The following is a 20045-nucleotide window of genomic DNA, read 5'->3' on the forward strand; positions in this document are numbered from 1 at the left end:
TTATTCCCATCCTTTGTATATGTCTTTACTTAAATAGCGCTCACTGCTATCAGGAAAAATGGTTACAATATTTGTACCTGGTGCTGCCTTCTCTGCCTCAAGTAAGCTCGCATGAAATGCTGCTCCTGAAGAGCTCCCAACGAGAAGTCCTTCTTTTTGCGCTAATTCTTTCACTCGTAAAAATGCATTCCGATCAGAAATCGTATGAATTTCATCAAAATAAGATGTCTTCAAAAATGGCGGGATAAATTCCAGTCCAATTCCTTCGGTCTCATGTGAACCAGCCTTACCACCATTTAAAATAGATCCTTCTGGCTCTACGATAACTGTTTTAATATCTATATTTTTTTCTTTCAAATAAGATGCAGTCCCCATAAACGTACCGCCAGTTCCTGCTCCAGCAACAAATATGTTAATCTCTCCATTCAGTGCATCCCAAAGTTCAGGACCTAGTGTTTTGAAATAAGCACGCGGGTTTGCTTCATTCGCAAACTGACTTGGAGAGTATGAATTCGGTATTTCATTTACTAATTCTTTTGCTTTTGCAATTGCACCGGTCATTCCTTGCTCAGTCGGTGTATGCACAACCGTTGCACCTAGTGCTTTCATTAATTCTTGTTTTTCAATACTAAATTTCTCTGGTACACAAACGATAACACGTAAATCATGTTCTAATGCTGCAAGTGCCAGTCCAATACCAGTATTCCCAGCAGTCGGTTCAATAATTGTTCCACCTTGGGTAACAAGCCCTTTTTCTAGCGCATCTTCGATTAATTCTCTTCCTAAACGATCCTTAACGCTTCCGCCTGGGTTATAAAATTCAAGCTTTGCAAATAAGCGGACCCCTTTCGGAAGTGAAAAACGAGTAATTTCTACAATTGGTGTATGACCAATTAACTCATGAACTCCACGATATACATTCATCGTGTTCTCCCCCTTGTTTGCCAATAAAGAAAAGGCAACTGTATGTATTTTCTTTATATGAGACAGTTGCCTTTTTGTTACATTACTTTAACTCTTCTAACACTTTTACGATAAAGTTTGTAGAATGAAGAGCTGCTTGATCTAAAAACTGATCAAATGAAACATTTGATTCTTTACCAGCAATATCAGAAAGTGCGCGAATGATAACAAACGGAACTTCATATTGGTGGCATACTTGTGCGACAGCTGCTGCTTCCATTTCTACCGCATAAAGATTTTCAAATTTATCACGGATGGCTGCAACGCGGTTCGGATCACTCATAAATGAATCGCCTGTTGCAATCATGCCTTTTACAACTTGAATATTTTCTTCAGTTTGCATACATTTCTCAGCTAATGCAACTAACGCCTCATCAGCTTTAAATCCAGGCGGCATTCCTGGTACTTGACCATATTCATAGTTAAATGCTGTTACATCTACGTCATGGTGACGAACTTCAGTGGAAATAACTACATCACCAACGTTTAGAGAATGATGGAATCCACCAGCTGAACCAGTATTAATTACTTTTTCAGGCTTATATTTTTCTAATAAAATTGTCGTTGACATCGCTGCGTTTACTTTACCAATACCAGACTTTAACAAGATTACTTCATGTCCTGCTAATAGTCCTTTCGTAAATTCACAACCTGCAACCGTTTCTGTCTCTGCTTGTTCTAATTTGTCACGTAAAATACGTACTTCTTCTTCCATTGCTCCAATTACAGCAATTCTCAATCTAATCCCTCTTTCTATTGCTTAGTTGCCTCCATTACCCAAACGAAATGATTTAATCTCGTAAACGTTACATGGAAGCCATTGTTTTCAAAAATAGTCTGCATAACTGGAATGCGTGTATAGTATTCCGTTTGCAAATCGTTTGCTAACTGGTGAAAACCTCTTTGTTTTGCTGTTTCAACAGTTTTATCATATGCATCTTGATCTGCAAATATCGTATCAGCAAACACTATTTTACCACCTTTGTTTAGCAATTGACTATACTTCGCAACCGCTACATTTTTTTCATCATCTGTTAAATGATGAAATGCATAGGTGCTTACAATGGTATCAATTGAATTTGGGACTTCAAACGAAAGAAAATCACCTTCTGTAATCGAAAATTCTTTTGGCAATTTCTCTTTTGCAATCATACGCATTTCACGCGACGGTTCTATACCGTAAACTGTGCGGCCAGCAAGTAATAATTTATTTGTTAAATTACCTGTACCGACACCAAATTCTAATACATTACCAAATGACTTGTTAACTACATCCTCTAGAATATCCTCATAATGGGCGAAAACTTCTTTATATTGTATATCTTCGCCTTGTACGAATGAGTCGTACGTATGAGCCCACTCATCAAATAAACCATTAAATTCTGTGCCCATAAAAATTCCCCTTTTTCTTATCGGTTTTATCAGTATGATATTCCCTCTTTCTAAAAATGTCAATTGAAATGTACATGGTATTTCCTTCTTTTCTTTGTTACACTATAGTTGATTACATAGGAGAGGGGCCGTCTTCATGTCATTTACCTTTGAAATGTTAGAAGATAAAGTAGAATTTTTTGAAGCGGGAGACTTAGCTTCTTTAGAACGAAAAATTAGTGAACAAATCGATAATAATAAAGCACTTATGCTTGAAGTTCATCACATCTCACATCAAATGGTTATGGATCCTGAAAGCAAAAGACCGTATTATAGCGCGGTTGTTCATTTTAAATTAAAGAAATTGCGTTAACTAAAAAAGAGAAGCTCCTAAGGAGCTTCTCTTTTTTAGTTTAGAGTTTGAACAAGTACTGGTTTCCAGCCCTCATTGTCTACCCAATCAATATTTACGTAATATCTTTTTCCACTTTGCTTATCTTGAACGTCACCATAAGCTTTACTCTTTCCAGTTTTGTCTCTTCCAACAAAATGGAATACTAATTGCTCCTTCGGTACTTCAATACCTGCAGCAATTGCACTTTGCATCTCATTCCAATCTGATGACCCCTGTTTAAACGTCATCGCTGGTGATGAACCTTGCTCTGTTCCTACAGCTTTCCAAGAAGGTTTTGTATAAGCCTCTTTTGCCTTGGATACAGTTTTTTCAGCTGATACTTTCTCGTTAGCTTTCGCTTCTTCTTCAGCTTTTTTCTTTTCTTCCTCAGCCTTTAACTTCTCTTCTTCAGCTTTTTGCTTAGCTTCTGCTTGCTCTTTTTCTTTTTTCTTAGCAGATTCTTTATCTTCTGATTTTCCAGCTTTCTCATTCTTTGTTGTTTGTTGAGAGACTTTCTTATCAGTAGAAGATGCTTGCTCTTTCGTACTAGGAACGAACAATTGATATGCTACAATAGCTACTAATAGTAATACAATAGCGATTGCAATATTTAAAACACCGTTTTGACGACGTTTTTGTTGTTTCTGTTGGAATCTTGATCCTCCTGCCATTCTCCAAACCTCCATGCAGTTTTTCCTAATTGCTATTGTAACATTAAATCTAGAAAGGTTGAACATTTACACTGATATTTTCATGAAATGAAAACAATTCACTATAAATTGCAAGATTACTTTTCATTCTCCAATTGATAGATTGCTCCTACCATATCTTTAAAAATAGGTGTGACTTTATTCACTTTGTTATCAGTCTCTAGATCAACAACAACTAAAGCATATCTTGGATTCTCATACGGAAAATAACCTGCAAACCAGCGATTCACCCTCGTCCCTTTCCCTGTTTGCGCTGTCCCGGATTTTCCAGCGACACTGAGCGGTAACGAGCGGAATGCCGTTCCTGTTCCTTTCTCCCTTGTTACAACGCCTCTTAATAACTCTTGTAATGTTTTCACTGTTTCATACGAAAGCTGTTTTCCATGTAACGTATGGTTCTCAAATGTAAAAAAATCCGCTCCATTTTTATATACTATTTTTTCAACAGCTTTCACTTCCATTTTTTCTCCATTCCTCGCAATCGTCGCCATCATATTAGCAATTGCTAGAGGTGATATACGTACATCTTTCTGTCCAATCGCTGTTTGCTCTACCGCTTTTTTACTATTTTTATTTTCTTCATTCCCCCAAATAGTAGAGCCTTTTTCTTCTGGCATTTGCTCGAAATGAGGTGTATGAAATACAGAACCTTTCCATCCGACCTTTTCATTTGCTCCTAAAGCTGCTACGTATGTTTCTAGCACCGTCCTATCCTTTTGTAATAGCTCGTTACCTAACTCAGAAAATGTCCTGTTACAGCTCCTAGCAAAGCTCTCTTTGAAGTTAAGTGTACCCATCATAACTTGTGGGTCATTTTCACCATATAAATCTTTATTACAATTAAATGTCCGATTAAACAAATTTACTTTTTGATCAATGACTGCAGCTGCAACTACTGTTTTAAAAACAGAGCCTGGAAAATGCGGCGTTAACATTTGATTTTCAAGTGTAGTCTTATATAAATTCTTATCTCTTACTTGTAAAGACGGCTTACTGACCATCGCTAATATTTCATTTGTCTTTACATCAAGTAATACTAATCCCCCCTTCTTTATTTCATTTGCTTCAATCACTTCTTCTGCTTTTTGCTGCAACCCTTTATGTAAAGTAGTTTGAATCCTAACGGGGTAAAATGGATTTCCTGGTGAAGTATATTTCGCTTGCTTTCCGAAAATCGGTTCTCCTTGCCGATCTACTTGATACAATACTTTTGCCTCTCCATCAGTCAATAAAAATTCATCAAATGATTGCTGTAATCCTGAAATACCTATCGGCGTTTGTTTTGAAATTTTTTTCACTTCTCCATATCGCTTTTGAAATTCTCTTTCGTTCTCCCCTACATCACCAATTAAATGATTTATCTCCCCAGTTTGTTTTAATCGCACTTCAGCTGCTACAATACCTAATACATGTAATTGATTCACCTTCTCCATCTGCTCTCTTGTCACTCGAAATGGAGCAGTTTCCCCTTGCAGTATAAATGCATTTTTTTTATTTTTCATTTGTCTTCTGATCTCTTGTCTCGACACACCAATGATATGCGCGATTTTCTCTAACATGTCATTTTTTATTTGTAAAAATGGAAAAACAATTAAAACAGGATACTTTTCCTCACCTATTTCTTTACCACTACGATCTATAAACTGCCCACGTCCATCGTCTACTGCAATGGATTGCGTACGTTGCGTAACACTTTTTTCAATTAAATTTATTTTGCGATCAGTAAATGATTCTGTATCTATAATTTGAATTTGAATTAAACGACAAAGCAATAAAAACATAATGCCCATAAAACAAATTAAAACAATTGTAATTCTCCGTTTTATTTTCATAAAAAAACACCTCGTCTGTTATAGTTTGGACGGAGTGTTTCATCTTTTATACAAATAAAAAAATCACTCGTTTTTACACGAGTGATTTTTTTATTATTTTACAGAGACAATCTCTACTTGCATTTCTCCGCCTGGTGTTTGGATTGTTACTTTCTCACCAATTTGCTTACCTAATAAGCTTTTTGCGATTGGAGAATCGTTAGAAATTCTTCCTTCAAATGGATCAGCTTCCGCACTACCTACGATTGTGTACGCTTCTTCATCTCCATTTGGTAATTCTTTAAATGTTACTGTTTTACCTAATGTAACAACAGTAGATACTTCGCCATTATCTTTAATGATAACTGCGTTACGAATCATATTTTCTAATTGTGTAATACGTCCTTCTACGAATGCTTGCTCATCTTTCGCTGCATCGTACTCAGAGTTCTCAGAAAGGTCCCCGAAGCTACGTGCGATTTTAATACGTTCTACTACTTCTTTACGTCTTACTGTTTTTAATTGCTCAAGTTCGTTCTCTAGTTTTTGCTTACCCTCTTGCGTCATAGGGTATGTTTTTTCTGTTGACATATTTTCCACTCCTTTTATATACCAATCCCCCGAAAAAAAGAGGAGTTCCATATGAAAACTCCTCCGCTTCCATTGTTAGCGGAGGTTTCTAGTACCCTTGCACTAGCGGAGTTGTCACATACAACCCCGTATTTCCAATTCTTCTTTATATAAAGAAGATATGTATGGAAAGTTGATATAAATATGCCCTCACCTATATATAGATGAGGTTGCATGTTTCATTGTATTCGATGGGAAGGGAAAAAATCCCTTCCTACCGTATATCTTTTACTATGCTATTACAAATTTACTTTTTGTTCAAGAATTGTTGCAATTTTTGTCACCATAATATCAATTGCAACATGGTTTTGTCCACCTTCAGGGATAATAATATCCGCAAACTTCTTAGAAGGCTCAATAAATTGATTGTGCATTGGACGTACAACAGTTACGTACTGATCAATAACTGAATCCATCGTACGACCGCGCTCTTTAATATCACGCTGCATGCGGCGCAGAATACGAAGGTCAGCATCTGTATCAACGAATAACTTAATGTCCATCAACTCACAAAGACGTGGGTCTTCTAAAATAAGAATTCCTTCTAAAATAATTACATCTTTCGGCTCAACTGGAATAATTTCTTCTGAACGCGTATGCAATGTATAGTCATATACAGGCTTATCAATTTGCTCATATGCAAGCAACTGCTGCAAATGTTCAATTAACAGATCATTATCAAACGCAAGCGGATGATCATAATTTGTTTTTAAACGCTCTTCCATTGGTAAATGGCTTTGATCTTTGTAATAATAATCTTGCTCCAAGATTAAAATGGAATGACCTTTAAAATGGTCAAAAATCGCTTTCGTTACACTTGTTTTTCCTGATCCTGAACCACCAGCGATTCCAATTACAACAGGCTTATTCGTCCCCATTCGACTACCACTCTTTCTTATTGAAGTATGCTTTTGCGCATCATATTATTCACATACACTGGTTGATCCACTTTGAATTTCACGATTTGCAACGGATGTCTCGCTGCATCTAATTCGTTTCCATCCTCATCCCAAATTTTCTCCACCGTCTGCGTAAAGTTTTCTATTTCTGGTCCAAAGAACTCCACTTCATGTCCTGGTTTGAAATGATTACGTTGCTCAAGCGTTACGATGCCCGTTTCTTCATTATAATCTAACACTAAACCAGCAAAATCATACGTTGTTTTCTTACTATGATTTCCAAACATTTGCTCTTGATGTCCTGGAACCCCTTCAAAGAATGCAGGAGCTGTATCACGATTTGCACATTTATCAAGCTCATCTAACCATTCTTGTTTAAACTCAAAGTTATCCGGATCCGCACAATAAGCATCAATTACTTTACGATATACAGTTGCTACAGTCGCTACATAATGGATTGATTTCATACGTCCTTCTACCTTTAAACTATCGATTCCAATTTCAATCATTTTCGGAATTGATAAAATTAAATTTAAATCTTTTGGACTCATCGCAAAGTGAGCATCTTCTTCTTGGAATAGAGGAAGCTCTTTTGCATCTTTATGTTGTGATACTGTTTGAACTAAATCATAATCCCAGCGGCAAGATTGGCAACAACCGCCACGATTAGAGTCACGCGCTGTCATATGGTTACTTAGTGTACATCTTCCTGAATATGCGATACACATTGCACCATGGACGAATGCTTCAATTTCAATATCCACTTTGTCTTTAATTTCTTTCATTTCTTCATAGCTTGCTTCACGAGCTAATACAAGACGATGTAAACCTTCTTCTTTCCAATACTGTGCTGCTTTCCAGTTGGATAGTGATTGCTGTGTGCTTAAATGCACCTCAACAGAAGGCGCTACACGTTTACACGTCTCAATGATAAGCGGATCAGCAACGATAATTCCCGTTACGCCAGCTTTTTCAATCCCTTTTAAATATTCCTCTAGCCCGTCCATATTTTCATTATGTGCGAAAATATTTGTTGTTACATATATTTTCGCTCCATATTTCTTTGCAAATTCAACGCCTTCTGCCATATCTTCCAGCGTAAAGTTACCTGCATTCGAACGAAGACCAAATTCTTGTCCACCTAAATATACAGCATCTGCCCCATAATGGATAGCTACTTTTAATTTTTCTAAGTTACCCGCAGGGATTAACAGTTCAGGTTTCTTCACAATAACGCGCTTGCCATCGATCACTCGTGAAATTTCTTGTACAGTCATTTCCTACACCCTCCTCGTTTAGTAAACCGTTTCTTTAAAGAAGAATCCTGTGTCTAACGGACGATTTACTGGTTGCATTTCTTCTATTTCTTTATATAGAGCATCTTTCACGTCATAATACGCATCACGATCTTCTACGCATAAATCAATCGCTTGACGATATTTCTTCGTTACTTCAATAATGTATTCAGAACTTTTTAGTACACCATCGATTTTTAAGCTGTCAACTTCAGCTTCGATTAGTTCCTCTAATTCATCGATGAAACAAATATCGTTCGGACTCATAATATGAGTACCATTTTCATCTTCATAGATTGGATATTTATTATTACGCTCTGGGTCATATAAGAACATATTCTCTTCATATTTTTTCTTTTCAATGTCAAGATTACGTCCTTGATACTCAAAGTAGTTTCCTACTAATGAACGCTTCGATTGGAACATACAAGTCATACCGTGAATTTGTACTTCTAGTTCCACTTCAGCATTTTCTTTTAAATCAACAATTTCATCTAAGCTCAGCTCACGAGCTAATACAGCACGCTTCGCTCCTCTTTGGCCCCAGTAATTACAAGTGAACCAATTGGTTGCTGTCGTTTCTGTATTCCAGTGCAACTGCATATTTGGCGCTACTTCGCGAACAGCCATTAATACTGCTGGATCTCCGAAAACAATTGCATCTACATTTACTTCATTTAAAAATGAAACGTAATCTGTTAATTCTTCTACTTTATCGTTGTGGAACATAGCGTTCATTGCTACGTATACTTTCACACCATTTTCATGCGCAATCTTCACAGTTTGTTTTACATCTTCACGTGAAAACTCCCCTGCTAAACGTAAACCAAACTTTTGCTCACCGATCATTACCGCATCTGCTCCTGCTTTCGCAAGAAGTTCGATATCCGCCACCGCTCTTGGCGTTACTAACAATTCAGGTTTCTTCATACCTTGGTCACCCTCTCTTTTTACTAACAGCTACTCCATCACCAATTGGGAAAATTGTTGTATCATATCCTTCATGGTTCATAAGCCACTCATTATACGTCTTAATACGACGGATTAAACCACGTGTACGTCTGTTTTCAATCTTCTCTTTTGTCGTTACAAGACCATGGTACATAACATTATCTGAAATAATTACGCCACCAGGATTTAATAACGGTTCATATAAGTCAAAAAAGCGACGATACTGTCCTTTTGCTGCATCAATAAAAATAACGTCAAATGTCCCGTGTTCTTTTACTTGTTCACCTGTTTCTAACGCATCACCGTAAATAACTGAAATACGATCTGTTACTGGGGAACGTTCTATATATTCAAGTGCTTTTTCATATCGCTCACGATTGCGCTCAACTGTCACAATACGTGAATTTGGAATAGCTTGCATCATACGAATACTAGAATAACCGATTGCTGTTCCAAGTTCTAAAATGCTTTTCGGTCCAATTAAACGTAAAAATTGCAGCATAAATTCCATTCCAAGTCGATCCATAATCGGCACATGATTTTCTGTTGCATATTCTTCCATTTCAAGAATTAATTTATCTTTCGGATCAATAAATGATAATAGGTACTCGTTAACTGCATCCTCCATAAATGGTCCTCCTTATTTACATGGAGAAGTGCCTCTATGACGTCTTTTCCCACATAGAATGCAATAAAAATACAAGCCAGCTTTACCCTTAGCTTGTACGTCCCGTTTTGATATTAAAAACGATTCTTCTGCCAGTTTTTAACCCGATATATTTTACCACAAAAAAGAGGGATGTGCGACTTTTTTCGCTATCCCTCCCCATTTCACTGTTTTTTCGTAATGTATTTTTGCTTTAATGCATTATGCTCTTCTAATGTTTTCGCATAGTACACTTCACCACTTGGTGCAGCTAAGAAATAATAATAATCTGTTTGCGCAGGTTCTAACGCAGCTTCCACTGAATGTTTACCAGAGTTTGCGATCGGCCCTACCGGCAATCCCTTTACAACATACGTATTGTACGGTGAGTTGACCTTTAAGTCTTCGTATAATACACGTTGTTTATGCTTTCCAAGTGCATATAATACCGTTGGATCCGTTTGAAGCGGCATACCTTTTGCTAAACGATTATAAAAGACACTAGCGATCTTTTGACGATCTGTAAAACCAGTTGCCTCTTCTTCAATAAGTGAAGATAATGTTAAAAGCTGATGAACATCCCAGTTCTTCGCTTTCATTTTCGCCTCATTTTGAACAATGATTGCATTTGTTTTCTCAAGCATCGGAATTACAATTTCTTCTAACGTTGTATCTTTCTTATAAAACGAATACGTTGCAGGATATAAATAACCTTCTAATGGGTATTTAATATTACTATCAAAGATTTTATCCGTTAATAACTTCGGATACTTTTGCTGCATTTTTTGAATAAATGCTTTATCGTTTAATTGACGCGTAACATCATCTTTATTCCACTTTAGTTCTGTCGCAATCGTTTCTGCAATTTCAGTTACTTGCGCCCCTTCTTTAATCGTCACTTTATAAAGAGCTGGACGATGCACGTTGCCAGATGACATTTGTTCGATCACATCTTCAGCATTCATTGAAGGGTTTAATAAATATGTACCTGCTTGTAAACTTTTCGATTTAGCCTTTGTATAAAAACTAAAAACTGTACCGTTTTTTACAGCGCCTTTTTCTTCTAAAATTTCTCCAATTTTACTTGTAGATGATCCTTTCGGAATTTCTACTTCAATCTCTTTTTTATTCCCGGTATCAACTGGTCCTAATGCGGATGAAATATACGCATAGACTGAACCACAAACTAAAAGCAGTGCAATAATCGAAAATAAAAAGATGCGTCTACGCTTCTTTTTCACTTGATTCTCTATCAAAACATTTCCTCCTTACTTAATTGTAGACCGTATGTACACCTTTCTATACAGCACGATGTAAAAACGCAACAAATTCACTTATCTTTTTTTAATAGACACTTTATTTTTCTACAATCCGTCTCATTATACTACAAAGACTTACACAGTTTCGACAAAAAATCTTTCATTTTACATATAAATACAAAAAAAGATGGACTGTATGTCGTCCATCTTTTCAGTACCTATTATTCAGCTTCTTGCTCATCAGCAAGAGTGTTGAACATTTCTTGTACCATTTCCCACTCTTCTTCAGATTCGATTGGAAGTAAGCTTCCGCCCTCTTCTTCATTTTGCTCATAAGCCATTGCATCATAAATTGGGTCTCCATCTTCGTCTACTTCACCGATTGGAGAGAAGACTACATATGATTTTTTACCAAATTTTTCAGCATCAAAAGTGAAAATAATTTCACATAAATGTTCGTTACCTTTTTCGTCTACAATTGTAATTTGATTTTCTTCCATTTTGGTCACCTCTTATTTACTATCTAAAAATCCTTGTAAGATTACGACTGCAGCCATCTTATCGATTACTTGTTTTCGCTTCTTACGACTTACATCAGCTGAAATGAGTAGACGTTCCGCTGCCATCGTTGACAAACGCTCGTCCCACATTACAACGTCTAATTGTAACAGCTCTCGTAGGTTTTCTGCAAATTGTTGGCACGCTTCACCACGTGGGCCAATTGTACCATTCATATTTTTAGGTAAACCTACTACTATTTTATCCACATTGTACTGCTTTACTAACTCAGAAATACGATCAAAACCAAAGTGACCTCGTTCTTCGTTAATCTTAATTGTTTCTAATCCTTGTGCTGTCCAGCCCATTTCGTCGCTAATTGCAACTCCGACTGTTTTTGTACCTACATCTAAACCTAATATCCGCATAAACTACTCCTCACGATGATGTTTCAAGTAAGACTTCACAAGCTCTTCAATAATCTCATCACGTTCAAGCTTGCGAACGATGCTACGTGCATCTTTATGGCGAGGTATGTATGCTGGGTCTCCACTTAATAAATAACCGACGATTTGGTTAATCGGATTATAGCCTTTTTCTTGAAGTGCATCATACACAGTTAAAAGTACATCATTTACATGGACACTCTGTTTTTCATCTTGAATGCTAAACTTCATTGTTTTATCAAAACCGTCCATTTCAAGCACCTCACTTATATAGTAAGTATAGGGAGAAGAACTTCTCCTCTCCCTACCATTGTACACTACTATCTCTTTATTTTGAAACAGATTTAACGTACTCTTGTACAAATGCTAAAGCTTCTTCGACTTGAGCTGGGTTTTTACCGCCTGCTTGTGCCATATCAGGACGGCCACCACCGCCACCGCCGCAACGAGAAGCTACTTCTTTCACAAGCTTACCAGCATGGTAACCTTGGCCAATTAAGTCTTTCGTTACACCTGCTAGGATGTTTACTTTATCGTCATTAACAGACGCTAATACAACAACTGCCGACTCTAATTTATTTTTTAGATCATCCATCATCGTACGTAAGTTGTTCATATCTGCGACATTTACTTTCGCTGCTAATACATTCACACCATCAACTGTCATTACAGAATCAGTTAAGTTTCCAGCTTCGATATTGCTTAATTTCGCAGCAAGAGATTCATTTTCTTTTTGCAGTTGTTTTACTTCGGCAAATAGACCATCAACTCTTGTTAAAATATCTTTCGGATTTGTTTTCATTTTTCCTGCTGCTTCTTTTAATAAACCTACTTGATCGTTCATTAATTCGTATGCAGACTTACCAGTTACTGCTTCAATACGACGAGTTCCTGCACCGATACCAGACTCAGCAACGATTTTGAAAATACCGATAGAAGCTGTATTATCAACGTGACAACCACCACAAAGCTCTAAGCTGTAATCGCCAACTTGTACAACGCGTACAACATCACCGTATTTTTCACCGAATAATGCCATTGCGCCCATTTCTTTCGCTTCTTCGATTGCTTTTTGAGAAATCTCAACATCAATACTTTCCCAAATTTTCTCGTTTACCATACGCTCAATTTTTTCTAATTCGTCAGCTTGTACTTGACCGAAGTGAGAGAAGTCAAAGCGTAAACGTTCAGAAGTTACAAGAGAACCTGCTTGGTTAACGTGTGTTCCAAGTACATCTTTTAATGCTTGGTGTAGTAAGTGAGTTGCTGTATGATTTTTCACAACGCTACTACGGTTTTTCGTATCGATAATAGCTTTCACAGCCGCATCTTTCGTTAATGTACCTTCTTCAACAACAACTTTGTGTAAGTTTTGACCATTTGGTGCTTTTTGCACGTCTTTTACAAGAACTTTCACGCCATCAGCAAGAAGGTAACCACGGTCTGCAATTTGTCCACCGCTCTCAGCATAGAATGGTGTTACATCAAGCATTAATTGTCCTTCTTCACCAGCTTGTAAGCTGTCTGTGTATTCGCCGTTTTTCACAAGTGCAACAACGTTACTTTCTGTTGCAACTGTACCGTAACCAACGAACTCACTCGCTACTTTAACTTCTCCAAGTACACCGCCTTGAACTTGCATTGAGTCAACGTCTTGACGAGCAGCACGTGCACGCTCACGTTGTTTTTCCATTTCATTTTCAAAACCTTCATGATCAACTGTCATGCCAGCTTCTTCTGCATATTCTTCTGTTAATTCAATTGGGAAACCGTATGTGTCATATAGACGGAACGCATCTACTCCAGAAATAACAGTTGTTTTTTCTTCTTTTGCTTTTGTAATAACTTCAGCTAAAATTGCTTCACCATCATGAAGTGTTTCATGGAAACGCTCTTCTTCGTTTTTCACAACTTTCGCAATGAAATCTTTCTTTTCAAGTACTTCTGGATAGAAGTCTTTCATTACTTCTCCAACAACCGGTACTAATTCAAACATGAATGGACGGTTAATGTTTAATTTCTTCGAATAACGAACAGCGCGGCGTAATAAACGACGTAATACATAACCACGGCCTTCGTTAGAAGGAAGAGCACCGTCACCAACAGCAAATGTTACTGTACGGATATGGTCAGCAATTACTTTAAACGCCATATCTTTTTCTAAATCGCCATTACGATATTTCTCACCAGAAATTGATTCTGTTGCACCAATCATCGGCATGAATAGATCTGTATCAAAGTTCGTAGGCACATCTTGAACGATAGATGTCATACGTTCTAGACCCATCCCTGTATCAATGTTTTTCTTAGGAAGTGGTGTATATGAACCATCTGGATTATGATTAAATTGAGAGAATACAAGGTTCCATACTTCTAAGTAACGCTCGTTTTCTCCGCCTGGATATAATTCTGGGTCACTAAAGTCATTACCGTAAGCTTCTCCGCGGTCATAGAAAATCTCTGTATTCGGTCCACTTGGTCCTTCACCGATATCCCAGAAGTTTTCTTCTAAGCGGATAATACGCTCTTTTGGAACGCCCATTTTCTCATTCCAAATTGTGAATGCTTCTTCATCTTCTGGATGGATTGTAACTGATAGTAATTCTTTATCGAATCCGATCCATTTGTCGCTCGTTAAGAATTCCCAAGCCCATGTAATTGCTTCTTCTTTGAAGTAATCACCGATTGAGAAGTTTCCTAACATTTCAAAGAATGTATGGTGACGAGCTGTTTTCCCTACGTTTTCAATATCGTTTGTACGAATTGATTTTTGAGCATTTGTAATACGTGGATTTTGTGGGATTACACGTCCATCAAAATATTTTTTTAATGTTGCTACACCACTATTAATCCATAGAAGAGATGGATCTTCATGTGGAACTAGTGATGCACTAGGTTCTACTGCATGTCCTTTTTCTTGGAAAAAGTCTAAAAACATTTGACGAATTTGTGCGCCTGTTAGTTGTTTCATTGTATTTTCCTCCTTAAATATAAAAAACTCCCGTCCCTATAAAAGGGACGAGAGTTAACTCGCGATACCACCCTAATTATGAATTGATTACAATAACAATCAATTCATCACCTCATGGTGCCGTAACGTGGCAAGACGGCAGTGATTAGCTGCTCTCAGGATTAGCTTTCTGTTACCCTTCATTTAAAGCTTCTTTCAGCCATATGGAAGCTTCTCTCTATAAATGGACTGTAACGTACTTGTTCCGTCATTGATTTAATGTATTATATGACTAAATATAATAGAATTCTCTTAAGTTTGTCAATGTAGATAATCATTTATATTGTATTAATCGCTTATTAATCATAGGTATTCTACTATTCATTCTTAACAGCCTTTTCATATATTATGCGTTTATTAATAAATTGGAATCTCCTTACAATAATAATTTATAAAAATTTCTAAATATTACTTTTTTTGCTATAATTAAATTATTGTTAATAAAATAAAGGAGCGATCACAATGACAACCTTACTTAACAAAGCTAAAAACATATTAGCAACTGACGAAACGATATTATTTTACGCAGCATGTTCATTAGACATATTTATTTATCGTTCCGTCGCAAGGCCAGGATTGCTAATTTTAACGAACAAAAGGCTATTCTTTTACGGGCCAGATGTAAGTAAGAATCCAATATTTGAAGAGTACTCTTTTGCAAAAATTTCTAATCTAAAAGAACAAAAGCGTCTTTTCAACAATCAAATTGTATTTATGTATGATAATGAATGGAAAAAAATAAAACATATTCAAACAAATGATGTGAGCTCCCTCGTTCAAAAGATACACGAGCAGCTTTCTAAATAAATATATGATTAGCCCTCTATTTCTTACATAGAGGGCTTCTATACTTACACATTTTCTTTTTTCAAGAGAGGTCTCACATGAACAATGACAGTACGAATAACTGCTAAAATCGGAACCGATATTAGTAATCCTACAATACCAGCTACTTCCCCCCCAACTAGTAATGCAAGCATAATAATAACAGGATGCATACGAAGTGACTTACCAACAATGTAAGGCGATAAAATGTTACTTTCCACAAATTGCAAAATAGCAATCGTAATCCCCGCCTTAATAAGTAAACTCGTTGATACTGTTGCTGCAATCATTAACGTCGGGATCGCTCCTAAAATAGGACCAAAGTACGGGATTATATCCGTTACCCCAATAATAATGCCAAGCAATAATGGATATTTCATACCGATAAACCAAAAAGAAAGAGCTGATACTCCCCCTAATACTAAACAAACAAATAACTGTCCTCGAATATAACTTCCAAGTGACTTATCAATTTCTTTCGCAAGCATTTGCCCCGTACCTCGCCATTTACTTGGGACTAGTTTCCAAAAGATATGATAAAACTCACCATAATCTTTTAATATGTAAAATACAATGAACGGTATTAAGAAAATAATGAGCAATGAATCGAGTACACCACGAGCTGTACTCATCACTTTATTTAAAAGCGCTTGAATCTTCGTTTCCACACCCACAAAAAGTTGTTTCACCTTTTCATGAATGAACGAAGGGAAATTCGCTGTTTGTTCTGTAACGCCATCCATCCACGAATCGTACATCTTTGTAAACTGCGGAAATTGTTCATTAATCTCTTGTAACTGTTTAATAACGACTGGTGTTCCTTTATAAATCCCATAACCAATTCCGCCAAAGAAAAGGATATAAATGAGCAAAATGGCAAGTGTACGGGGCATCCCTTCCTTATGAATTTTTTCAATTAAAGGGTGCAATAAATACGCAATAAAACAGGCGATAAGAAACGGCGTAATCGCTACTTTAAATACAAAAATAATCGGTGCCCATAGTGGCTTAATTTTTAAAAAGACGAGCAAACAAAGAAAAACAAGTAACAATAATCCTAAACGATATATCCAAATGATTTTAAGATTCTTCACATGAAAAACCTCCTCCACCTTTATTTTGAAAATAAATGGGTTAGGTTATGTGTGAAACTTTTAAAATCTTTTCATACGGACCATACTGTTTTTTAAAGACGTACATATAAATAACATAACAAGGACAACCACCCCTGAGAATACAGCATGAAATAATGTAATCAGGAGGGCTAATTATGGTTTTGTTTATGCTTGGATTATCAGCACTTTTTATGATTCTTGAATGGATTTGTATCGGCTTTGGTATTTGGAAGGGGTTCTTTATTCGTTCCTCACGTAAAGAAAAAGCGAAGCAATTATGGCAGTATGGAATACTTGGCGTCGGCTGTTACGGTCTATCTTATCTTTTCTCAGAAATTGGACTTTTTTATTTGCATATGAGTGCATAAAAAAACTCCCTTGTCTATAAGGGAGTTTTCACTTTATCGAAATGATTATAAGTAAGACTTAATCATCTTACGTGCTTTTTTCATATTGCGTTTTGAAAATACATCTTGCTTACGAGCATATTGATATGCTGCAGCTCCAACACCTAATGCGATTAATGAATTGCGTAGATTCAAAGTAAATCCCCCTTTTCGTTATCCGATCGTTCTTTCATTCTCATCAAATAAATCATCAAGAGAGCTTAATGAACCATCTTCCTCAACTTGATGCGTATGGATTTTCCCCTTTGAAACCGATAATTCGATATAACAATTCCAGCAATAAAATTGGTTGACACCTATTTTCCCAATGTCTTTCCCTTTGCAATTTGGACAAATGAACATATGGCTTTCATCTCCTTACAGTCTCCCAGATTCTATTCGCCATTATGTCCAAACCGCATTCATTTATACATTGCTGGAGCCTTTCAACGCTATGCGTTTGAAAGTTTCACTATATAATTTCACCTTGTTACATGAAATCATACGGTGAAATGTTTTCCACGTCCATTTCCTCGCCATTAACTGTGACCATCTGTACTTCTCCTTGTGATTCCTGCAAGCGACTAGCTAAAGTTGTTTGACGCATTGCATCATCAAGGCGATTTACACCAGATTGGAAAGCTACTTCCTCCCCGCAAATAATAAGGAACTTCTTACTTCTTGTAATGCCCGTGTAAATTAAATTACGGCGTAACATACGGTTGTAACTTTTCACAATCGGCATAATAACAATCGGAAATTCACTACCTTGTGATTTATGAATCGAACAACAATATGCATGTGTAATTTGATTTAAATCCGGCTTTGTATACGTTACCTCAATTCCATCAAATGAAACGATAATCATATCTTGTTGCTCAACGTTTTCTTTCGCATAAAACACCGAAACAATTTCTCCGATATCCCCATTAAACACTTGGCTCTCCGGCTGATTAACGAGTTGCAGTACTTTATCGCCTCTTCGGTATACAACATCACCGTACTGGATTTCTTTACTCTTTTCCCTTTTCGGGTTAAATACTTGTTGCAGCGCTTCGTTTAATACATTAATACCAGCAGGCCCGCGGTACATCGGTGCTAATACTTGAACATCCCTTGCACTAAAGCCTTTTGTTTTAGCGTTTTCGCAAACTTTTTTCACAACCTCAACAATTTGAGCCCCTGTACAGCTGATAAACGAACGATCTTTTTTATTTTGCGCTAAATCTGGCGGGAGTGTGCCGTCTTTGATCGCATGGGCAAGTTGAATAACAGATGAGCCTTCTGCTTGACGATAAATTTCAGTAAGCTTCACTGTCGGAACTGCACCTGCATTTAATAAATCTTTTAATACTTGTCCAGGTCCTACAGATGGCAACTGATCTTCATCACCTACAACGATAACTTGAATATTCGTTGGTAGCGACTTAAATAGCTGATTTGCGAGCCAAATATCAACCATTGAAAATTCATCGATAATAAGGAGCTTACCTTGGACAGGATCCGTTTCATTACGCTGGAAAGATCCTTCTGGCGTCCAGCCAAGCAAACGGTGAATTGTGCAAGCTGGAAGTCCTGTCGATTCACTCATCCGCTTCGCTGCTCTTCCTGTTGGAGCTGTTAATAGTATTGGAAATGGATTATCATCACTGTATTCATTCGGATTTAACGATAATCCGTGAAGTGACGCATACATTTCAACAATCCCTTTAATAACGGTTGTTTTTCCTGTTCCTGGTCCACCTGTTAATAACATCATCGGTTTATGAAGTGCCGTTTGAATCGCTTCTTGCTGAAATGGTGCATATTGTACATTCAACTGTTCTTCAATTTCACCTAATGTTTTTAACACTTCTGCTTCAGGAAATGAAGGTGTTTCCTCTTGATTCATCAATCGACGAATAGACTTTACAACACCTTTTTCAGAGTAGAATAAAGTTGCTAAATACACTCGTTCTTCTTCTATGATGACTTTCCCTTCACTTTGCATCGTTTCAATACAACCTATAATATCTTCTTCAGTCACTCTTCCTTCTTGATTGTTTAAAAGTGACATCGTTTCTCTTACAAGTTGATCTTTCCTCATATAAACGTGACCAAGTTGCAATGAGACATTCTCTAATGTGTAAAAACATCCCGCTCGTACACGGTCGTCGTGATTACCCGATATCCCTAACGCACGCCCTATATCATCCGCTCGTCCAAAACCAATCCCGTCCACTTCTTCAATAAGTTGATACGGATTATTACGAATCACTTCTAATGTCATCTCTTTATATTGCTGGTAAATCTTAATAGAAAGTTTCGTTCCAAAACCGTAACCATTTAAAAAGCTCATTACTTTCTCTAATCCTTGATGTTCAACAATTGTCTCATATATTTCCTGAGCCTTTTGTTTGTTAACAACACCATTTAACGCCTCAGGGTCATCCATAATTTTAGAAATAGCATGTTCCCCGAGATGATCCACAATTTTTTCCGCTGTACGCTTTCCTATCCCTTTAAATAAATCACTCGCTAAATATTGCACCATACCTGCTTTTGTTTGCGGCAATTCTTTTTTAAATGTTTCAACCATATATTGTTTTCCATACTTTGGATGGTCCTTAAAGTGACCTGTCAATGTAAACACTTCATCTTCATGCATGCGGGGAAAATGACCGTTTATCATTACTTTCTTTTCGTCATACGTTTCATTCGTTTCAATGACTTTCATACTGACAACGGAATAGAGGTTTTCTTCGTTGTGGAAAATGGTATGAAGAACTTGCGCTTTTATAAATTTTTTCTCTTCCTCAAACAAATCCATTGCATGTTGATTTCCCATCTTTCCTCT

General features: G+C 36.9%; 22 protein-coding genes and 1 other annotated feature. Of the genes, 3 read left to right on the plus strand and 19 right to left on the minus strand.

The window, feature by feature from the left end:
• From QCI81_RS08840 to QCI81_RS08850, 3 genes are all read right to left on the minus strand, one after another.
• Nucleotides 1-924, minus strand: coding sequence for an O-acetylserine dependent cystathionine beta-synthase (locus QCI81_RS08840; protein WP_001103877.1), 924 nt, complete (start codon nucleotides 922-924; stop codon nucleotides 1-3).
• Between the two features lie 82 nt (nucleotides 925-1006).
• Nucleotides 1007-1702, minus strand: coding sequence for a 5'-methylthioadenosine/S-adenosylhomocysteine nucleosidase (mtnN, locus tag QCI81_RS08845; RefSeq protein WP_001217027.1), 696 nt, complete (start codon nucleotides 1700-1702; stop codon nucleotides 1007-1009).
• Nucleotides 1703-1716: 14 nt separating this feature from the next.
• On the minus strand, nucleotides 1717-2355 hold the full coding sequence (locus tag QCI81_RS08850; RefSeq protein ID WP_000536323.1) for a class I SAM-dependent DNA methyltransferase: 639 nt from the start codon (nucleotides 2353-2355) through the stop codon (nucleotides 1717-1719).
• A 136-nt stretch (nucleotides 2356-2491) separates the two neighbouring features.
• Here QCI81_RS08850 and QCI81_RS08855 point away from each other — a divergent pair, with 136 nt between their 5' ends.
• Nucleotides 2492-2707 carry a YrzA family protein gene (locus tag QCI81_RS08855; protein ID WP_000010984.1) on the plus strand — a complete coding sequence of 72 codons (216 nt, stop codon included), beginning with the start codon at nucleotides 2492-2494 and terminating at the stop codon, nucleotides 2705-2707.
• Between the two features lie 35 nt (nucleotides 2708-2742).
• On the opposite strand, the gene QCI81_RS08860 is transcribed toward QCI81_RS08855, so the two are convergent.
• The 12 genes from QCI81_RS08860 to alaS form a co-directional block, all read right to left on the minus strand.
• Nucleotides 2743-3399, minus strand: coding sequence for a YrrS family protein (locus tag QCI81_RS08860; protein WP_000897097.1), 657 nt, complete (start codon nucleotides 3397-3399; stop codon nucleotides 2743-2745).
• Between the two features lie 116 nt (nucleotides 3400-3515).
• Nucleotides 3516-5270 carry a peptidoglycan D,D-transpeptidase FtsI family protein gene (locus tag QCI81_RS08865; RefSeq protein ID WP_071729611.1) on the minus strand — a complete coding sequence of 585 codons (1755 nt, stop codon included), beginning with the start codon at nucleotides 5268-5270 and terminating at the stop codon, nucleotides 3516-3518.
• A gap of 93 nt (nucleotides 5271-5363) precedes the next feature.
• Nucleotides 5364-5840, minus strand: a complete 477-nt coding sequence (gene greA / locus QCI81_RS08870) for a transcription elongation factor GreA (RefSeq protein ID WP_014894880.1) — start codon at nucleotides 5838-5840, stop codon at nucleotides 5364-5366.
• A 278-nt stretch (nucleotides 5841-6118) separates the two neighbouring features.
• A complete protein-coding gene (gene udk / locus QCI81_RS08875) occupies nucleotides 6119-6757 on the minus strand; it encodes a uridine kinase (protein ID WP_000537080.1) in 639 nt (212 codons plus the stop codon).
• A 17-nt stretch (nucleotides 6758-6774) separates the two neighbouring features.
• Nucleotides 6775-8055: a peptidase U32 family protein gene (locus tag QCI81_RS08880; RefSeq protein WP_000217961.1), complete on the minus strand. Its 1281-nt coding sequence runs from the start codon at nucleotides 8053-8055 to the stop codon at nucleotides 6775-6777.
• A gap of 18 nt (nucleotides 8056-8073) precedes the next feature.
• Nucleotides 8074-9003 carry a peptidase U32 family protein gene (locus QCI81_RS08885; protein WP_000742793.1) on the minus strand — a complete coding sequence of 310 codons (930 nt, stop codon included), beginning with the start codon at nucleotides 9001-9003 and terminating at the stop codon, nucleotides 8074-8076.
• 7 nt (nucleotides 9004-9010) lie between these two features.
• Nucleotides 9011-9652 carry an O-methyltransferase gene (locus QCI81_RS08890; protein WP_000389102.1) on the minus strand — a complete coding sequence of 214 codons (642 nt, stop codon included), beginning with the start codon at nucleotides 9650-9652 and terminating at the stop codon, nucleotides 9011-9013.
• A gap of 203 nt (nucleotides 9653-9855) precedes the next feature.
• Nucleotides 9856-10926, minus strand: coding sequence for an endolytic transglycosylase MltG (mltG, locus tag QCI81_RS08895; RefSeq protein ID WP_071729609.1), 1071 nt, complete (start codon nucleotides 10924-10926; stop codon nucleotides 9856-9858).
• Between the two features lie 224 nt (nucleotides 10927-11150).
• Nucleotides 11151-11429 (minus strand): DUF1292 domain-containing protein, encoded by a 279-nt coding sequence (locus QCI81_RS08900; RefSeq protein ID WP_000392245.1) that lies wholly within the window; start codon nucleotides 11427-11429, stop codon nucleotides 11151-11153.
• Between the two features lie 12 nt (nucleotides 11430-11441).
• Complete coding sequence (ruvX, locus tag QCI81_RS08905; RefSeq protein WP_001221193.1) at nucleotides 11442-11855, minus strand: Holliday junction resolvase RuvX; 414 nt, start codon at nucleotides 11853-11855, stop codon at nucleotides 11442-11444.
• A 3-nt stretch (nucleotides 11856-11858) separates the two neighbouring features.
• Nucleotides 11859-12125 (minus strand): IreB family regulatory phosphoprotein, encoded by a 267-nt coding sequence (locus tag QCI81_RS08910; protein ID WP_000348591.1) that lies wholly within the window; start codon nucleotides 12123-12125, stop codon nucleotides 11859-11861.
• Nucleotides 12126-12201: 76 nt separating this feature from the next.
• On the minus strand, nucleotides 12202-14844 hold the full coding sequence (alaS, locus tag QCI81_RS08915) for an alanine--tRNA ligase (protein ID WP_071729607.1): 2643 nt from the start codon (nucleotides 14842-14844) through the stop codon (nucleotides 12202-12204).
• Between the two features lie 40 nt (nucleotides 14845-14884).
• Nucleotides 14885-15104 (minus strand) — a binding site (T-box leader).
• A gap of 241 nt (nucleotides 15105-15345) precedes the next feature.
• Here alaS and QCI81_RS08920 point away from each other — a divergent pair.
• Complete coding sequence (locus tag QCI81_RS08920) at nucleotides 15346-15690, plus strand: PH domain-containing protein (RefSeq protein WP_000209466.1); 345 nt, start codon at nucleotides 15346-15348, stop codon at nucleotides 15688-15690.
• A gap of 44 nt (nucleotides 15691-15734) precedes the next feature.
• On the opposite strand, the gene QCI81_RS08925 is transcribed toward QCI81_RS08920, so the two are convergent.
• Nucleotides 15735-16802, minus strand: coding sequence for an AI-2E family transporter (locus QCI81_RS08925; protein ID WP_000793129.1), 1068 nt, complete (start codon nucleotides 16800-16802; stop codon nucleotides 15735-15737).
• Nucleotides 16803-16978: 176 nt separating this feature from the next.
• Here QCI81_RS08925 and QCI81_RS08930 point away from each other — a divergent pair, with 176 nt between their 5' ends.
• Nucleotides 16979-17191, plus strand: a complete 213-nt coding sequence (locus tag QCI81_RS08930) for a hypothetical protein (RefSeq protein ID WP_000242539.1) — start codon at nucleotides 16979-16981, stop codon at nucleotides 17189-17191.
• A 45-nt stretch (nucleotides 17192-17236) separates the two neighbouring features.
• Here QCI81_RS08930 and QCI81_RS08935 read toward each other — a convergent pair whose 3' ends face one another.
• The 3 genes from QCI81_RS08935 to recD2 form a co-directional block, all read right to left on the minus strand.
• Entirely contained in the window at nucleotides 17237-17365 is a 129-nt protein-coding gene (locus tag QCI81_RS08935; protein WP_001053553.1) for a YrzQ family protein, read from the minus strand.
• An 18-nt stretch (nucleotides 17366-17383) separates the two neighbouring features.
• On the minus strand, nucleotides 17384-17572 hold the full coding sequence (locus QCI81_RS08940; RefSeq protein WP_000469281.1) for a hypothetical protein: 189 nt from the start codon (nucleotides 17570-17572) through the stop codon (nucleotides 17384-17386).
• 127 nt (nucleotides 17573-17699) lie between these two features.
• Complete coding sequence (recD2, locus tag QCI81_RS08945) at nucleotides 17700-20036, minus strand: SF1B family DNA helicase RecD2 (protein WP_000528080.1); 2337 nt, start codon at nucleotides 20034-20036, stop codon at nucleotides 17700-17702.
• Between the last annotated feature and the right edge of the window lie 9 nt (nucleotides 20037-20045).

Origin of the sequence: Bacillus cereus group sp. MG20 (assembly GCF_040459885.1) — a bacterium.
Taxonomy (GTDB): domain Bacteria; phylum Bacillota; class Bacilli; order Bacillales; family Bacillaceae_G; genus Bacillus_A; species Bacillus_A cereus.

What these genes read in the sequence shown, in the direction of transcription:
- QCI81_RS08940 (WP_000469281.1), bottom strand. Translation starts at nt 17,572, where the DNA reads ATGTTCATTTGTCCAAATTGCAAAGGGAAAGACATTGGGAAAATAGGT.
- QCI81_RS08930 (WP_000242539.1), top strand. Translation starts at nt 16,979, where the DNA reads ATGGTTTTGTTTATGCTTGGATTATCAGCACTTTTTATGATTCTTGAA.
- QCI81_RS08865 (WP_071729611.1), bottom strand. Translation starts at nt 5,270, where the DNA reads ATGAAAATAAAACGGAGAATTACAATTGTTTTAATTTGTTTTATGGGC.
- QCI81_RS08910 (WP_000348591.1), bottom strand. Translation starts at nt 12,125, where the DNA reads ATGGACGGTTTTGATAAAACAATGAAGTTTAGCATTCAAGATGAAAAA.
- QCI81_RS08855 (WP_000010984.1), top strand. Translation starts at nt 2,492, where the DNA reads ATGTCATTTACCTTTGAAATGTTAGAAGATAAAGTAGAATTTTTTGAA.
- QCI81_RS08860 (WP_000897097.1), bottom strand. Translation starts at nt 3,399, where the DNA reads ATGGCAGGAGGATCAAGATTCCAACAGAAACAACAAAAACGTCGTCAA.
- QCI81_RS08900 (WP_000392245.1), bottom strand. Translation starts at nt 11,429, where the DNA reads ATGGAAGAAAATCAAATTACAATTGTAGACGAAAAAGGTAACGAACAT.
- QCI81_RS08850 (WP_000536323.1), bottom strand. Translation starts at nt 2,355, where the DNA reads ATGGGCACAGAATTTAATGGTTTATTTGATGAGTGGGCTCATACGTAC.
- alaS (WP_071729607.1), bottom strand. Translation starts at nt 14,844, where the DNA reads ATGAAACAACTAACAGGCGCACAAATTCGTCAAATGTTTTTAGACTTT.
- ruvX (WP_001221193.1), bottom strand. Translation starts at nt 11,855, where the DNA reads ATGCGGATATTAGGTTTAGATGTAGGTACAAAAACAGTCGGAGTTGCA.
- QCI81_RS08840 (WP_001103877.1), bottom strand. Translation starts at nt 924, where the DNA reads ATGAATGTATATCGTGGAGTTCATGAGTTAATTGGTCATACACCAATT.
- QCI81_RS08920 (WP_000209466.1), top strand. Translation starts at nt 15,346, where the DNA reads ATGACAACCTTACTTAACAAAGCTAAAAACATATTAGCAACTGACGAA.
- greA (WP_014894880.1), bottom strand. Translation starts at nt 5,840, where the DNA reads ATGTCAACAGAAAAAACATACCCTATGACGCAAGAGGGTAAGCAAAAA.
- QCI81_RS08880 (WP_000217961.1), bottom strand. Translation starts at nt 8,055, where the DNA reads ATGACTGTACAAGAAATTTCACGAGTGATCGATGGCAAGCGCGTTATT.
- udk (WP_000537080.1), bottom strand. Translation starts at nt 6,757, where the DNA reads ATGGGGACGAATAAGCCTGTTGTAATTGGAATCGCTGGTGGTTCAGGA.
- QCI81_RS08890 (WP_000389102.1), bottom strand. Translation starts at nt 9,652, where the DNA reads ATGGAGGATGCAGTTAACGAGTACCTATTATCATTTATTGATCCGAAA.
- QCI81_RS08885 (WP_000742793.1), bottom strand. Translation starts at nt 9,003, where the DNA reads ATGAAGAAACCTGAATTGTTAGTAACGCCAAGAGCGGTGGCGGATATC.
- recD2 (WP_000528080.1), bottom strand. Translation starts at nt 20,036, where the DNA reads ATGGGAAATCAACATGCAATGGATTTGTTTGAGGAAGAGAAAAAATTT.